At 40.5% G+C, this 14,589-nt stretch carries 15 protein-coding genes and 1 other RNA gene; 9 read left to right on the forward strand and 7 right to left on the reverse strand.

All coding sequences use genetic code 11. The annotated features are described in order from the left end of the window. The first annotated feature begins 34 nt into the window (after positions 1 to 34). From apcB to CDC37_RS12420, 7 genes are all read left to right on the forward strand, one after another. Entirely contained in the window at positions 35 to 520 is a 486-nt protein-coding gene (gene apcB, locus CDC37_RS12390; RefSeq protein WP_096622256.1) for an allophycocyanin subunit beta, read from the forward strand. A 302-nt stretch (positions 521 to 822) separates the two neighbouring features. Beyond that, on the forward strand, positions 823 to 1,026 hold the full coding sequence (locus CDC37_RS12395) for a phycobilisome linker polypeptide (RefSeq protein ID WP_096622257.1): 204 nt from the start codon (positions 823 to 825) through the stop codon (positions 1,024 to 1,026). A gap of 151 nt (positions 1,027 to 1,177) precedes the next feature. Then, positions 1,178 to 2,353 (forward strand): FtsW/RodA/SpoVE family cell cycle protein, encoded by a 1,176-nt coding sequence (locus CDC37_RS12400; RefSeq protein ID WP_096622258.1) that lies wholly within the window; start codon positions 1,178 to 1,180, stop codon positions 2,351 to 2,353. Between the two features lie 89 nt (positions 2,354 to 2,442). After that, positions 2,443 to 3,171 (forward strand): cytochrome c biogenesis protein CcdA, encoded by a 729-nt coding sequence (locus CDC37_RS12405; protein WP_096622259.1) that lies wholly within the window; start codon positions 2,443 to 2,445, stop codon positions 3,169 to 3,171. Between the two features lie 343 nt (positions 3,172 to 3,514). Continuing rightward, a complete protein-coding gene (locus CDC37_RS12410; protein WP_096622260.1) occupies positions 3,515 to 4,912 on the forward strand; it encodes a cytochrome c biogenesis protein in 1,398 nt (465 codons plus the stop codon). Between the two features lie 315 nt (positions 4,913 to 5,227). Beyond that, positions 5,228 to 6,277, forward strand: coding sequence for a hypothetical protein (locus CDC37_RS24930; RefSeq protein WP_197707005.1), 1,050 nt, complete (start codon positions 5,228 to 5,230; stop codon positions 6,275 to 6,277). A 31-nt stretch (positions 6,278 to 6,308) separates the two neighbouring features. Then, a complete protein-coding gene (locus CDC37_RS12420) occupies positions 6,309 to 6,827 on the forward strand; it encodes a hypothetical protein (protein WP_096622261.1) in 519 nt (172 codons plus the stop codon). A 55-nt stretch (positions 6,828 to 6,882) separates the two neighbouring features. Here the strand turns inward: CDC37_RS12420 and queF are convergent, their stop codons facing one another. From queF to ffs, 4 genes are all read right to left on the reverse strand, one after another. After that, positions 6,883 to 7,272, reverse strand: coding sequence for a preQ(1) synthase (gene queF, locus CDC37_RS12425; RefSeq protein ID WP_096622262.1), 390 nt, complete (start codon positions 7,270 to 7,272; stop codon positions 6,883 to 6,885). A gap of 81 nt (positions 7,273 to 7,353) precedes the next feature. After that, a complete protein-coding gene (locus CDC37_RS12430) occupies positions 7,354 to 7,764 on the reverse strand; it encodes a hypothetical protein (RefSeq protein ID WP_096622263.1) in 411 nt (136 codons plus the stop codon). 177 nt (positions 7,765 to 7,941) lie between these two features. Continuing rightward, on the reverse strand, positions 7,942 to 8,334 hold the full coding sequence (locus tag CDC37_RS12435) for a phasin family protein (protein ID WP_096622264.1): 393 nt from the start codon (positions 8,332 to 8,334) through the stop codon (positions 7,942 to 7,944). 29 nt (positions 8,335 to 8,363) lie between these two features. Further along, positions 8,364 to 8,460: signal recognition particle sRNA small type (ffs, locus tag CDC37_RS12440), an RNA gene on the reverse strand. A gap of 144 nt (positions 8,461 to 8,604) precedes the next feature. Between ffs and CDC37_RS12445 the strand changes: the two genes are divergently transcribed. Continuing rightward, the gene (locus tag CDC37_RS12445; protein WP_096622265.1) at positions 8,605 to 9,645 is read left to right on the forward strand and encodes an adenosine deaminase; all 1,041 of its coding nucleotides are present in this window, start codon (positions 8,605 to 8,607) and stop codon (positions 9,643 to 9,645) included. 160 nt (positions 9,646 to 9,805) lie between these two features. Then, complete coding sequence (locus CDC37_RS12450) at positions 9,806 to 10,852, forward strand: hemolysin family protein (protein WP_096622266.1); 1,047 nt, start codon at positions 9,806 to 9,808, stop codon at positions 10,850 to 10,852. A gap of 368 nt (positions 10,853 to 11,220) precedes the next feature. Here the strand turns inward: CDC37_RS12450 and CDC37_RS12455 are convergent, their stop codons facing one another. From CDC37_RS12455 to CDC37_RS12465, 3 genes are all read right to left on the reverse strand, one after another. After that, positions 11,221 to 11,862, reverse strand: coding sequence for a Uma2 family endonuclease (locus CDC37_RS12455; protein WP_096622267.1), 642 nt, complete (start codon positions 11,860 to 11,862; stop codon positions 11,221 to 11,223). A gap of 184 nt (positions 11,863 to 12,046) precedes the next feature. After that, positions 12,047 to 12,904, reverse strand: coding sequence for a D-alanyl-D-alanine carboxypeptidase family protein (locus tag CDC37_RS12460; RefSeq protein ID WP_096622268.1), 858 nt, complete (start codon positions 12,902 to 12,904; stop codon positions 12,047 to 12,049). A gap of 402 nt (positions 12,905 to 13,306) precedes the next feature. Beyond that, a complete protein-coding gene (locus CDC37_RS12465) occupies positions 13,307 to 14,350 on the reverse strand; it encodes a glycosyltransferase family 4 protein (RefSeq protein WP_096622269.1) in 1,044 nt (347 codons plus the stop codon). Positions 14,351 to 14,589 lie beyond the last annotated feature (239 nt).

Consider the following 14,589-nt stretch of genomic DNA (forward strand, 5'->3'; position numbering starts at 1 on the left):
CTGCCATTAGGTTGTAAATAAGGGAATCACAACAATGCAAGACGCTATTACCGCAGTAATTAACTCCTCCGACGTTCAAGGTAAATACCTAGACTCGGCCGCGATGGAAAAGCTCAAAGGCTACTTCGCAACAGGTGAACTTCGTGTTCGTGCAGCTACCACCATCAGCGCTAACGCTGCCGCAATTGTCAAAGAAGCAGTTGCCAAATCCTTGTTGTACTCCGATATCACCCGTCCCGGTGGTAACATGTACACCACCCGTCGTTACGCTGCATGTATCCGCGACCTCGACTACTACCTCCGTTACGCAACCTACGCAATGCTCGCAGGTGACCCCTCTATCCTAGATGAGCGCGTACTCAACGGATTAAAAGAAACCTACAACTCCTTGGGAGTACCCATTGGTGCAACTGTACAAGCAATCCAAGCCATGAAAGAAGTAACAGCTAGCTTGGTTGGTCCAGATGCAGGTAAAGAAATGGGTGTTTACTTCGATTACATCTCCTCCGGCTTAAGCTAGGAAAAGAATAACTCGTACTACAAAGCAATTTCAGTTTCAGAAAATATCGAGATTAAATTGTTGGCAGTGCGAAATCAGGGCTGGAAATCAATCGTGAGTGCGAGAACCGTTCTTTGCTTATCATCCAGGTGAATCATCGCCATGATGAGTGGGATTGGTCTTGTATTGGCGCATGGTTTCCAGTCTTTGAGTGAGTGGACTGGGTAAATCAGAGATTAGTTAATCACAGCCACTAGCTTGCAGAATTTCATAAGACATCACATACAAAAGTTATCCCCATCAAAATCGGAGACATTAAACCTATGCGCATGTTTAAAATTACGGCTTGCGTTCCCAGCCAAACCAGAATTCGTACCCAACGTGAATTACAAAACACCTACTTTACCAAGTTAGTTGCCTACGATAACTGGTTCAAAGAACAGCAACGGATTCAAAAAATGGGTGGCAAAATCGTTAAAGTTGAACTTGCAACTGGTAAGCAAGGTGCAAATACTGGGTTACTTTAAGCATCAACACCAATATTCGAGATTCGAGTTTGATTTATCATTTCTGGGAGTTGTCAAGAGGTCGAGGAGCGACCTCTTTTTGTGATTCATAACCAAACAGCAGCGAATAGGTTAATATCAACACTGAACCTTACCATTGCCCAGATTAACAGTGAAGAAAATTCTCCGCCTAATTCCATTTTTCGATGATTCAGTCAATAGTTGGGCTTTAGAAGCTCGATTACTGCATTGGTTAACCCTGGTTTGGTTATTAATCGGTTTGGTGGTTTTATTTTCCGCTTCCTACCCCGTAGCTAGTTCAACCCATCAAGACGGACTATATTACATCCAACGTCAGCTACTGTGGGTCGTAGTGGGGTTAGCCATATTTAAAATTGCTGTTAACTTACCATTACACAGGTTTATTTCCTCTTCCCACTGGTTCATATTTCTGTTCCTGGGACTAATTTTTGTGACTCTGATACCAGGTTTAGGAAAAACCGACCTGGGTTCAGCTCGTCGTCTACTTGGACCAGTCCCCATTCAGCCATCAGAGCTTATTAAACCATTCCTAGTCATCCAAAGCGCCCGTTTATTTGGGAATTGGGATAAATTGGCATGGCGAGTACGTCTGACCTGGTTAGGTATCTTTAGTTTAGTGATTCTAGGTATTCTTGCCCAACCTAACTTGAGTACTGCATCACTTTGTGGGATGACAGTATGGCTAGTTGCCTTGACTGCGGGTTTACCCTATAAGTATTTAGGTGGAACTGCGCTAGGAGGAATATTTTTAGCTGGGTTAAGTGTCAGTGTCAGACCATACCAGCTAAAACGAATTCTCTCATTCATCGACCCCTGGAAAGACCCAATGAACACAGGTTATCAACTTGTCCAAAGCTTATTAGCAGTGGGTTCGGGACAAACTTGGGGAGTCGGTTTTACCATGTCCCAACAAAAACAGTTTTATCTACCGATACAAGATACGGACTTCATTTTTTCCGTCTTTGCAGAAGAATTTGGCTTTGTTGGTTGCACAGTTTTGATTTCCGTGCTGTTTATCTATGCCACCCTGGGATTGCTAGTTGCCATCAAAACCACAAATCTAGTTTATAAGTTAATTGCGATGGGTATTACCATCCTTCTAGTTGGCCAATCCTTAATCCATATCGCAGTGACAACCGGTGCATTACCTACTACGGGATTACCCCTACCCCTATTTAGTTATGGTGGTAACTCGATGATTTCCAGTATGTTAGCAGCTGGAATCTTGATTCGTGCTGCACGGGAAAGTAACGAAGCCGACATAGTACCGATTCGCGGTCAAATTTCCCGTCGTCGTCGCGTATAGTTATCAAACCTGATTGCCACTGGAAATATGTCAGAATAGATAAAGGTTCTAAGAAATAAAGCCCTGAAAAATAGGCTAATGTTGAAAACATGTTGTCAGCGCTGCAAACTAATCTTTATAAAATCGAGTATTTTGCTAACAACTTAGTCAGTAACCAGCTTTCCCATCTCAGTTTAGTGAGTATTTTGTTAATTTTTATTGCTGGTTTATTGACAAGTATCAGTCCTTGTATGCTCTCTATGCTACCAATTACGATTGGTTATATTGGTGGCTATGAAACCCAAACTCGTTGGCACGCTGCCAAACAATCAATCTGGTTTTCCTTGGGTTTAGCAACAACCTTGGCGGGACTAGGTATTGCAGCTGCGGTTTTAGGTAAGGTCTACGGTCAAATTGGTACTGGATTACCGATTATTGTCAGTGTGGTGGCGATTTTGATGGGTTTGAATCTATTAGAAGCTCTACCGTTACAATTTCCGAATTGGGGAGGGACTGAGTGGATTTCCCAGGAACTGCCTTCAGGAGTACGGGCTTATTTAATTGGTTTGAGCTTTGGTTTAGTAGCTTCTCCCTGTAGCACCCCCGTATTAGCAAGTATATTAGCTTGGGTTGCTAGTACCCATGATTTAGGCTTAGGGGGTATTTTACTGCTTTGCTATGCCCTTGGCTATGTTGTCCCTTTAATTTTGGCGGGTACTTTTACGGCTTCTATTAAAAAAATATTAGAATTGCGACAATGGTCTGGTTGGATTAATCCTGTCAGTGGAGTTTTACTAATTGGATTTGGGGTTTTTTCCTTACTTAATCGTGTTTTGTAATTCGTAATAGCCTGCGGCAAGCCGCTTCGCGTCTACGTAATTCGTAGTTCGTAATACCCGCTACGCGGGAAGCAAGCTACGTAATTCTTAGTTATTAATAAGTCCTTGGGATGATTGGCGTTGCTGAATTTGGGTATGAATTATGATTATTTATATTTTGTATTGAAACCACAATCGTCTCTTCGAGAAGCCACGCTACGCGCGTCTACGTAGAGACGTAGCGATGCTACGTCTCTACACAACGTCAAATTTTCAATTCATATTTGTATTCAGCAACGCCGGATGATTTTTCTATTGTCCATTTTCTCCTAATACAATCCAAAATCCAAAATCTAAAATCCCCATGACCGTCAACAACTCCGATTCAAATTCCCAACTTTTAGTTTCTTGGTGGCAAGGAATCAAGAAAACCCTACGTCAAGATTTTTTACCGATTTTGACGGATTTGCGTTTAGCAATTGTCATGCTGTTAGTCATTGCCCTATTTAGTATTACGGGAACAGTCATTGAACAGGGACAATCCCCAGATTTTTATCGTACAAATTATCCTCAACATCCGGCATTATTTGGATTTCTCACCTGGAAGGTAATTTTAACTATTGGTTTAGACCATGTTTATCGAACATGGTGGTTTTTAGCTTTATTAATATTGTTTGGTACAAGTTTAACTGCCTGTACTTTCACTAGGCAATTACCAGCCCTGAAAGCGGCACGGAAATGGAAGTATTTTGAAAAGCCGAGTCAGTTTAATAAATTAGCTTTGAGTGCAGAATTTGAACGTGTATCCTTGGCAAGTTTACCGAATTTATTACAACAGCGAAAATACAAAGTTTTTCAAGAAAATGATAATGTTATTTATGCCCGTAAGGGTATTATTGGTAGGATTGGTCCCATAGTTGTTCACATTGGTATTGTCCTTACTTTACTGGGTTCAATTTGGGGAACAATGACAGGATTTGTCGCTCAAGAAATGATAGCTAGTGGGAATACATTCCAAGTTAAAAATATTATTGATGCGGGACCTTTGGCTGAGGGACAAATTCCTCAAGATTGGGCAGTACGAGTGAATCGATTTTGGATTGATTATACTCCCTCTGGAGGGATTGACCAGTTTTACTCGGATTTATCAGTGGTAAATGACAAGGGGGAGGAGGTCAAACAGGAGACAATCTATGTTAATAAACCTCTGAGATATGGAGGTGTGACTTTTTATCAAACCGATTGGGGTATTGCTGCGGTCAAGGTGAAATTGAATAATAGTCCTGTTTTTCAATTACCAATGGCTCAATTGGATACTAACGGGAAAGGTAAGTTATGGGGAACCTGGATACCGACAAAACCAGATTTGAGTGAGGGTGTATCCCTACTTGCTAAGGATTTACAAGGAATGGTGTTGATTTATGATGGTGCGGGACAATTGGTAAATACTCTGCGGACTGGGATGGGTGTGGAGGTAAATGGGATTACTTTGAAATTAATTGATGTTGTGGGTAGTACTGGTTTACAAATCAAGGCTGACCCTGGTATTCCCATTGTTTACACTGGTTTTGCAATTTTAATGGCTGGTGTGGTGATGAGTTATTTTTCCCATTCCCAAATATGGGCTTTGGAGGAAAATGGTAAGTTATATGTGGGTGGGAGAACTAACCGCGCTCAGGTTGCTTTTGAACGGGAGATGTTGGATATTTTAGATGGATTGAGCGGCGAATCGAATTCAGTGGTCAATTTGGGCTTTAAGTAATTTATTTAACTAAGTGGATGAAATCCGAATCAATACTTTTGTTTTGTTAATTTGCGATCGCATTGAGATTATCAAGTAATTGCTACAGCCAAAAAATCTCGTACTATTTTTACTCTCTGCTATCCGTACATAGTGATTTGATATTTTGGTTTTGTTACCCTTTCAGGTATATCAGATTATCTCTATACCAACAATCTGTTTGATATGAGTGCATTGTAATAAGCGGTAAGTAAATTTCTCAAATCATCCTGATCTGATTTATACCCCCATGTATAAAATATGGATATGTGCTTAAAAAGACATTAAATCATCGCTATGTCTCAGGAACGTCCATATATTAGTAAGTCTACAGATGAACTCGAAATCATTAGCAATACCCATTGGAATAGTATCGATATACTTCAATTAATTTGTGAGGAATTGAAATATCGTTCTAAACCAAAAGCTCGTGCTTTATACACAAAAGTTTTTGCTCGCTTTCAAGATTTGTCAGCAAAAAAAGATTGGCAAAAGTCTCAAAATCGGGAAAAATTTACCAATAAGAATCCAGAAAATACTGTTGATAATCAACTAAGTGATATTATCCAGTACCCCGAAGGAATTTTAAGACATATGGGGTACAGGGTAGGACTTAGTGGTTTACCGGAAAATCAGCGTCGGCAAATTTTGAAACAAGTTTTAACTGGGGATTTACCATCAATTAACAGTACTGAGTATATGTTTGAGTGGGGTAAACCAAATAGTCAAAAAAGATTCTATAAGATAGTTGATTCAATCACTGCTTTTATAAACAATGCTAAACAACAAGCTAACAAAAATAACCAGCAAGCAATTCAAGACTGGGAGAGTGATTTAAAGTTTTTAAAAAGTATTTATTATGTAGTGTATCAAGATGAAAGAGAGGTGACAAAACTAGAAACAGCTATTGCGGACGAAAAACAAAATTATCAACAAATCTTATCTTCTTATCACGCAGAAAAGACGCGATTCAATGAGTTACTTGCAAAATATAAAGAAGTAACTTCCGAACGAGACCGTTACATAGTTATGTATAACGAGGTGAAAGAAGAGCTAAAATTTGAGCGTCGTTCTAAAGCAAGTATTAAAGGATGGGAAACTCGTCGCAAAACAGAAAATCAAAGGTTGAAACAAGAAATTGCTAATATGGTTCTGTTATTGCGAGAATCTTTATCAAGCAAGGATGAAGCAATAAATAATCTCTATATTATTGCAGAACGAATGGATCGAATTCAATCTTTGGTAGATTCTGTTGAGGGTGAAACAATAAATACTCCGGTAGGAATGGTACAAAAATTTAAGCGGATTTGGTTAGCAATTAAAGAGATACTTTCGGAGTCAATATAATATTTAATATATTTTCACATGGACACTAATTATGGGAGAAAAATCTGCTTCTGCTGTGGATCGGAAGAAAAAACCAAAGTTAGCCGATAAAATTCGTGATATTGCCGATAACCTGAAATTTGAAACGGAAGTGCAAATGCAAGCAACGTCTCGTATTTTAGGTGCTGCTGCTCAAATTTCTGAGAATCATGACAAACTCATTGATGAGGTTGTTGAGATGCTTCAGGATGATTTGAATCAACAGCATAAAAATCATCAAGGAGATATTGAAAATACTAGCAATATTTATTCTGATTATCTTGATAAAAGATATAATATTGAGAGTATTAAGCAACATTTTAAAACATTGCGGGAAGCAAAAGAATATTTTCAAATCAAAGCAAATAGTTGGGAATCTCTTGTCAATAAATTACATCAATCCTCTCTCCCAAATAATGGTTTAGTTATCTATTTAGAACCAGATGTAGCAGAAATTTTCCCGAATTCCCAATCAGTCAATGAAGCTTTACGTTTCCTCATTGTTAATCAAAAAAAAGATGGATTGATTTGATTTGGCTGTTTGCGCATCGCACTATAGAATTTGGGTGTCTTAGCAAGCAATAGATTTATTTAGTGTGTTTAACTTCAACGACGGTGTGAACGTTACCCCGTGGGGTAAAGTCGGCTTTGACTGTTGCTTCTAGGGGATTACAAGCTGCGACAAAATCATCGAGGATTTGGTTAGCTGATTCTTCGTGGGAAATGTAGCGATCGCGATAACTGTTGATGTATAGTTTTAAGGCTTTTAATTCGACTACCGTCTGGTCGGGAATATAATTAATATATATGGTGGCAAAGTCGGGATATCCGGAGAAGGGACATTTACAGGTAAATTCGGGTAGGGTAATGTCAATGGTATAGCGACGACCGATACGGGGGTTGGGAAAGGTAATTAATTTGCCTTCGATTATTTCCCGTTCACCATATTTCATTTCTGCTGTAGATTGATTGCTCATGTAGTTGATGTTTTTGTCAATAATTGTTGGCAAGTTGCAAAATTTGGGATTTATTCGAGTAGATATTCTTTGACTCTTGATTTACTCGAATACATCTTCTGCTTCCCAGTCAGGACAATTACTATCATGCCATCCTTGAGGATGCATTGCACAAACTAATAGATTTCCACCGTAGGCATAACCATGATAGTAACGACAACCAACACAAGCGGGGTTCTTTTCTGGTGTGGGTTCGACTGCGTAGGGAAATGCGGGGTCGAAGTCTAAAAATGATTCCTCGGTGTGCCAATAGTTTTCACTGACATCTCCTAAAAATGACCCGATTTCTAAGTCACTTATTTCTGATGGTTCTGTAGTTTCGATGGGTTCCCCAAAGTCTTGTGTAAATTCTAAAAATGCATCCACTATTTCGTTCATGTCCACAAAAAAGTTCTCCACCTCATCCACCAGTGCGTGTAGCAATTCTAAGAAGTCTTTTTGCCACTTGTGCATAAACTTTAAATCCTTGCTGGTCTTGGAATTCGATGGTTTGAGGATTAACGAGAACTTTTTGCCTGCTTAATAGCCTTACTGAGGACAGAATTCTCGTCTGATTTCGGTTTTGTGAAACCAAAGGGTGGAAGCAGTTAGTCTCCCTCTCAAACAAATGCTTGAAAAATGTATGTATGTTTAGCCTTCACGCTGTAGACGACGCAATTCTTCTTGCATCTGCCGAACTTGTTCCCTCAACTTATCCACATCATCGTCACTACTGGTGTTATCTACCGGTGTTGTGGGTGATTCATCTTCTTCTAAAATTTCAATGCGTCGGGGTTCCGTTGAAGTTTTTTCTTCTTTGGTTTCCTCTGTAGAACCTGGAACCTGAGCCTGTTTCATCATTTCTTCGACGAATCGCCGGGCTTCCTCCGTTGACATTTCACCGCGCGCGACCATCTCATCAGCTAGCTTCTGTGCTTGCGATCGCAGTTCAGCTAATTTGCTCCCTGCTTTTTCTCCCGCATACGAAGCTAGCCCGATACCGAGATAAAATGCTTTTTGAACTACATCTCCAAATCCAGGCATTAGTGATTACTGCTGATCGACTGTAGGGGGGCGACCCGGAGACTACGCCTACCACAAGCATCCCGTATTGCTGCTACCTTCCGGTCCTGACAAGATTTAGGCGTTGAAGTCGCATAATTCCGAGTCAATTAACAGCATAGCATTTTTTTGCTAAATGTGTGTAGGCAATTGGGAATTTGACTAACCTTCACAAAAAATTTGCTATCCGAGTGATTCTTTTTCCCGTAGTTCTTGTTAAGATTATTAAAATTTTTATGTAAAAAAAACATTATGGCATTATACGCAGAACTTCATCGGCACTTGGGAGGGTCGGTTGTTCCCCGCGTTCTCTGGCGCTATTTCCAGCGTCATGATGGGGACTTGGTTTCCCGCTTTCAGGATTATGCCGAATTTGAGGATTTTTATACTCGTCCCCGTAATACTCTGGATGAATATCTGGAATTACACACATTGGTGGAAAGTGTGCAAACGGTTGACACATTGCCCTATTTCATATACCGTCTATTACGGGGAGCCTATGTTTTTGAAAATTTAGCTTACCTAGAATTACGCTATACACCTTACCTCCGGACTTCAGAGGATTTATCTCAAAGCGATCGCATTGATCAGATGGCGGAAATAGTTGAGGTGGTAGGGAAAGCAAGTCAAATTACGGAATACCCAATTGTCACCAGTCAAATTTTGTGTATGCATTCCCGCTTACCCTATGAGGTGAATCGGGCAATTATTGACTTGGCTGCTCAAAGCAAAAAATACGTTTGTGCGGTGGATGTGGCTGGGGGGGATAGCCACTATGCGGAACGTTTAGATGAGTGGATAAAACTGTATGAGTATGCCCTGTCCCTCGATATAAATACGACAGGACATCTATACGAAACAACTGCAGGCTGCTACCCTGAGTTATTACCCTATCTAATGCGCATTGGTCACGGTATCCAGATACCCTTGTTGTATCCAGAGCTACTACCTGATTTGGCTCGGAGGGGGCAATGTTTGGAAGTTTGTCCAACAACTTACATTAAAACTGGCACTTTAGCAGATATTCGTTTGTTGAAGCAAGTATTTGAAAGGTGTTTTGATGCGGGGGTGGATATCGCGATTTGTACTGATAATGCGGGGTTACATAACGTACGTCTACCCTTTGAGTACGAAAATCTCCTCACCTACGATATTATTAGTTTCCCCCAATTAAAAGCCTGTCAAGACGCTGCTTTTAGACATGCCTTTGCTTGGCCCTATGGACAACAACCCGCGTCCCTGCTGAATGGTATTCTCAATCCATCACCAATGAAAGTGGCAGTTGGTAGCTAACAGTAGCGCCTATAGCCAACTCGTTGTATCCTGAAAAAAACCTGATGTGAAACAAAGGGCAGTGGATACAGTGCGCGATCGCCAATTGGACACTCAAAACCAAACGGAAAGAAAACCCACACAAATCACTTTTATTCTTGGCAACTATTGGTAACTATGTATGTTCCAGCTAATCACCGTTGTGTTAATTGTGATTTTTGGGTCAGCGCTTTGTTCTAGTGTCGAAACAGCGCTATTTTCCGTTTCGGTTTTGAAAGTCAGACAATTGGCACAATCAAGTAATCCCGCAGCGATCGCTCTTTTGGCAATTCGGGAAAACATGAATCGACCGATTGCAGCGATTGTCATTCTTAATAATATTTTTAATATTGTTGGTAGCATCCTCACAGGTAGTATCGCCACCCAAATGTTGGGAGATACTTGGTTGGGGATATTTTCTGGCGTTTTTACGTTCCTAATTATTATTTTTGGGGAAATAATTCCCAAGACGATTGGGGAACGGTATTCAGAATCCATCGCATTACTTGCAGCTTTACCTGTGACTGGATTAGCAATTCTATTTACCCCTTTAGTTTGGCTCATCGAAAACGTGACAGCACCTTTTGTCAAAGGGAAAAAACGACCCACTACCAACGAAGCAGAGATTAAACTGTTAGCAAATATTGGTCAACAAGAGGGAATTATTGAAACTGATGAAGCCGAGATGATTCAAAGGGTATTTCGTCTCAATGATGTCACCGCATCCGACCTCATGACACCGAGAATCATGTTGACCTATATCCGGGGAAATTTAACCCTTGCAGAAGCAAAACAGGATATTATTGCTTCCCAGCATACCCGCATCATTGTGGTGGATGAATCTATCGATCAAGTGATTGGTTTTGCTTTAAAGCAAAATTTATTAACAGCGATGGTAGAAGGTAATCACCATGAAAAAATTGCTAATTTAGCTCGGAAAGTTCATTTTGTTCCCGAAATTATCCGCGCTGATAAGTTGTTGAAAAACTTTATTGAAGCTCGCGAACATCTTGCGGTTGTCGTTGATGAATATGGTTGCGTGGTCGGTGTAGTCACCTTGGAAGATGTGTTGGAAGTGATTACTGGCGAAATTGTCGATGAAACCGATAGAACCGTTGATTTACAAGAAATAGCCCGGAAAAAACGCGAAAAAATGTTACAGTCGATCCATCTCAATCATTCTGCTTAATCATCAAGTAATTGGCGTTGCTGATTTCCGTAGGAATTAACTAAATTAGGGTTTATTTTAAGTAATATTAAATTAATTGTCACAGTTTTCCTGCTGACTCGCAAACTGCAATAATTCCGCAATGCGATCGCAATACCCAAGATTTAGAGGATGTTTTAAAAGTCGATTTTAATACTTAACAAGCTCGTTTTTTGGGAGTCGGGAGTAGTTTATAACGACAAATATACCGTTTGAGGCTATTCCCTGTCTTCAAGCAGTGGTTGAGAAAGTAATTCTTGACACTTTCCAAACATCCTCTTAGTATATGGCGATCGCCCTTGACTTGAAACACAGTAGCTTGGGTTTTTGATACCAGTATTACAAGTAGGCTAATCCTGACTTTTAAACAACTGTTGTCTCACCCAGTCACGGAAAACATGCTTTGCAGCTAGTTGACCAATGTTTCGGCTTTCTTGAATGAATCGAGGGATTTCTTTGATGGCAATTCCTGGGAAAGTGGGACTGTTTTCAGTTTCTGTGTATTGTCCTTTTTGGAGGATATAAATCCTGAAAGTTGTACCGTTATATCGCCAGAATTCTCCTATTCCCATTGCTGCATAAAGAATAAATTTATTGATTTTTGGCTTGGAGTATTCTACCTCCAGGACAATATCGGGTGGTGGGTCAAAAGCCAGGTCAATATTATCTTTTCCCCGAATCAATGCCTCATTTTGAATGTAGTAACTACTATCTGGTTCGCACCCTATTTCTAAATCATCTCGCGTTAAAGTTAGTGAACCAGAACTTTTGACTTCAAAGGCAAACTCTTCACACAACACCAACACAAAACCTTCAATAATCCGGTTTGAATTTTCATGGGGCATTAGTGGTGTCATAATTTCTACAATTCCATGCTCGTAGGCAAGTCGAAAGTTTCGCTCCCCACCCATTTCCGCTAACATTAACCTAAAGGTTTGCCAACTAATATTTGGAAGTATTGTTCTGGTTTCTGCAAGGTTTGTTGCTAGCATAATTCAGGCTTTTTGTTTATTTGTATCTACCTTTGATCTAATTGTATTTACATTTTTGTGTTCAAGGGGAAAATTATTGGGGGGTGTTGCTAAATTTAGGTACGAATTATAATTATTTACATTTTGTATTAAAATCATGATCATCAAAGACGTAGCATCGCTACGTTTCTACGGGTCGTTGGAATTATTTATCAGTCAAAAGCGGTGTTAACCAATATGTATTGCGACCAATTACCTGCTTTTTAAACCCAAGTTGAATTAATTCCTCCATCGACATTCCTAAATATGTCCAGTGGGGTTGGTCTCCCTTCACTGTTTGAAACCAGCCATTTTGGTTAAGGATTTGGGTTTGTCGCGGATTCAATTGTCCTAAATCAATTGCTAAACCCCATAAATGCTGGGATGAACCGGGGGGTGCAACCTTCCGCATGATTGGTTGTAGTTGTCCTTGACGAATTTTTTGGAGGATTTTTTGGTTAGAAGACCGATGCCAAAATCTGCTGGTGGTTTCAAAAGTGCGTAAACAATCACTTTTACCTTTTCCCGATTTGAGGGGAATAGGGGTGGTGCGGAGGATGGTATTAAATGATGCGGCGGCTGGTGCTTGAAGAAAGCAATCAAGACCAGCATTAACACGAACCTGTTTCAGGGTATCTTGAAAAGCTTTGGTTTCCTTTGCGGTATCAAAAGCTACCTTTGGCGGCAGTTGAATTTGTGGATTAGTGGTGGCAAAAATTCCCCCGTATTCCTGTAAAATTAAATACTCATAGGTTTTGGGGGTGGGTAATGGATTGAGTTTTGTGGCGATCGCATTGAAAAATTTGCTTTTGTCGTCAATAATTATTGGTGGTGTGGGGGTAGGTGTATCTGTGGGGGGACAGAGTTTGGCTAAAGCACCTGTGAGTTGACAATCCGGTGCGGGTTGTAATGGGGTTTTACTTTCGTTCTGGGATATTTGGGCGATCGCACTACTGGCAACAAGACCAACAACGACACAAAGGGTTACAACCAACCATTTCCATTGCTTAGGGAGGTTTCTCATCACCAATATTTCAGTAAATTCACTATCCCTATCCTAAACTATTTTGGATTCGCCTATAGCGGTTATGATACCAATTAGAAAAATGAATGGGACAGATAGATCCCGCATTTTTCACAAAACCCTAGACTCACAGGGAATAGTCCGTGACGGGAGTAGAAGGAAAATCAATCTGTTACTTAGGGCTTGTAATTTACTCGTGAGAAATCCAATGTTGGTAGGTATTGCTGTATATAGTTTTGCAACTCCACAGACGCACTTTGTGTAGCCTTTTCTGCGACAACGCTACGCCTAGGTAGAAATCACCAAAATTCAAAATCAAAAATCCATAAACACCTAGCAGATTGACCGAGAATAATTTTTTTAACGAGAACTCACAGAGTAATCCAAAATCCAAAATGGAAATTACTGTCGAGCGCGTCGCCAAACTTTCCAACTGGTATAACTAAGTAGGGAAGTGGCAGCACAAGCGAAAGCAACACCGCTTTGAATACCAGCGATCGCCATTGCAATACTACCGACCCATAGGGTCAGGGAATAGATAAACAGGACTGTCCAACGGTGGGATAAACCCAGGTTCAACAGACGATGGTGAAGATGACGTTTATCGGCTGCAAAGGGTGATTTCCCACTCCGCAACCGGGCTAAAATTACCGCCGACATGTCCACAATGGGTACTGCTAAAATGACGTAGGGTAAAATAATAGCCGTGAATGCAGGTATTTTTACTAAACCAATAATACTCACCGCAGCCAGGGTAAACCCAATAAAATAGGAACCCCCATCCCCCATAAAAATTTGCGCTGGATTGAAATTATACCGTAAAAATCCCAGGGTTGCCCCTGCTAACGCTGCTGCAATTAAAGCCGCAGCAGGTTGATTCATAAATGAAGCGACAAATAGAATCACTAATGCCGCAATACCCGAAACTCCCGCAGCCAAACCATCCAAACCATCAATCCAATTAATGGCATTGACCATCCCCACCAGCCAAATAATTGTAATTGGCCAACTCAACCAACCCAATTGGAAAATCCCGAGGGTGGGAATACTGATAAAATCGATACTTACTCCCACTTTCCAAACCACAGTGGCAATTATGGTTTGTACTAATAAACGGGTGAGGGGAGACAAACTAAATAAATCATCCGCCAAACCAATTAGGAAAAACCCGACTCCCCCAAACATTACCCCCCAAACTTGCCATTCCTTCTCAGTCGAGAGATAGCCAAAACCACCCAACCACCAAACAATTATTAGTGCGATCGCAACTCCAGCAAAAATCGCAACTCCTCCTAACCTCACCATCGGTCGGTGATGGACTTTGCGAGCATCGGGTTTATCTACTTTTCCACTTTTTATACCGATATTTCTGACATCCGGTGTAGTCCAGAGAACAACCACTGCCGCAGCAAGAAAGGCAATCAGATGATAAATCTGAATAGACATTAGTATATTGTAGGTATTTTATTTAACAACAATTTGCGAACCAATCGCCGAGCCAGATGCTTCTAGATACAATTACGGCGATTTCATTTCCCATCAGTATAATTAGGGTATTTTTTATATTTATACTAAATATCGGTTACACCACATTACGGTAATTACGTAGCTATATTCAGCTAGATGAGAGAAGGCACGTAGTAGCGCTAGTCTACGACAACCCTGGGGGTATAGAGCTACTACTA

It is taken from the genome of Calothrix sp. NIES-3974, assembly GCF_002368395.1.
Taxonomy (GTDB): domain Bacteria; phylum Cyanobacteriota; class Cyanobacteriia; order Cyanobacteriales; family Nostocaceae; genus NIES-3974.

Excerpts from the sequence above, each read along its gene's own strand:
- apcB (WP_096622256.1), top strand. The coding sequence starts at position 35 with ATGCAAGACGCTATTACCGCAGTAATTAACTCCTCCGACGTTCAAGGT.
- CDC37_RS12395 (WP_096622257.1), top strand. The coding sequence starts at position 823 with ATGCGCATGTTTAAAATTACGGCTTGCGTTCCCAGCCAAACCAGAATT.
- CDC37_RS12405 (WP_096622259.1), top strand. The coding sequence starts at position 2,443 with ATGTTGTCAGCGCTGCAAACTAATCTTTATAAAATCGAGTATTTTGCT.
- CDC37_RS12410 (WP_096622260.1), top strand. The coding sequence starts at position 3,515 with ATGACCGTCAACAACTCCGATTCAAATTCCCAACTTTTAGTTTCTTGG.
- CDC37_RS24930 (WP_197707005.1), top strand. The coding sequence starts at position 5,228 with ATGTCTCAGGAACGTCCATATATTAGTAAGTCTACAGATGAACTCGAA.
- CDC37_RS12420 (WP_096622261.1), top strand. The coding sequence starts at position 6,309 with ATGGGAGAAAAATCTGCTTCTGCTGTGGATCGGAAGAAAAAACCAAAG.
- queF (WP_096622262.1), bottom strand. The coding sequence starts at position 7,272 with ATGAGCAATCAATCTACAGCAGAAATGAAATATGGTGAACGGGAAATA.
- CDC37_RS12430 (WP_096622263.1), bottom strand. The coding sequence starts at position 7,764 with ATGCACAAGTGGCAAAAAGACTTCTTAGAATTGCTACACGCACTGGTG.
- CDC37_RS12435 (WP_096622264.1), bottom strand. The coding sequence starts at position 8,334 with ATGCCTGGATTTGGAGATGTAGTTCAAAAAGCATTTTATCTCGGTATC.
- CDC37_RS12445 (WP_096622265.1), top strand. The coding sequence starts at position 8,605 with ATGGCATTATACGCAGAACTTCATCGGCACTTGGGAGGGTCGGTTGTT.
- CDC37_RS12450 (WP_096622266.1), top strand. The coding sequence starts at position 9,806 with ATGTTCCAGCTAATCACCGTTGTGTTAATTGTGATTTTTGGGTCAGCG.
- CDC37_RS12455 (WP_096622267.1), bottom strand. The coding sequence starts at position 11,862 with ATGCTAGCAACAAACCTTGCAGAAACCAGAACAATACTTCCAAATATT.
- CDC37_RS12460 (WP_096622268.1), bottom strand. The coding sequence starts at position 12,904 with ATGAGAAACCTCCCTAAGCAATGGAAATGGTTGGTTGTAACCCTTTGT.
- CDC37_RS12465 (WP_096622269.1), bottom strand. The coding sequence starts at position 14,350 with ATGTCTATTCAGATTTATCATCTGATTGCCTTTCTTGCTGCGGCAGTG.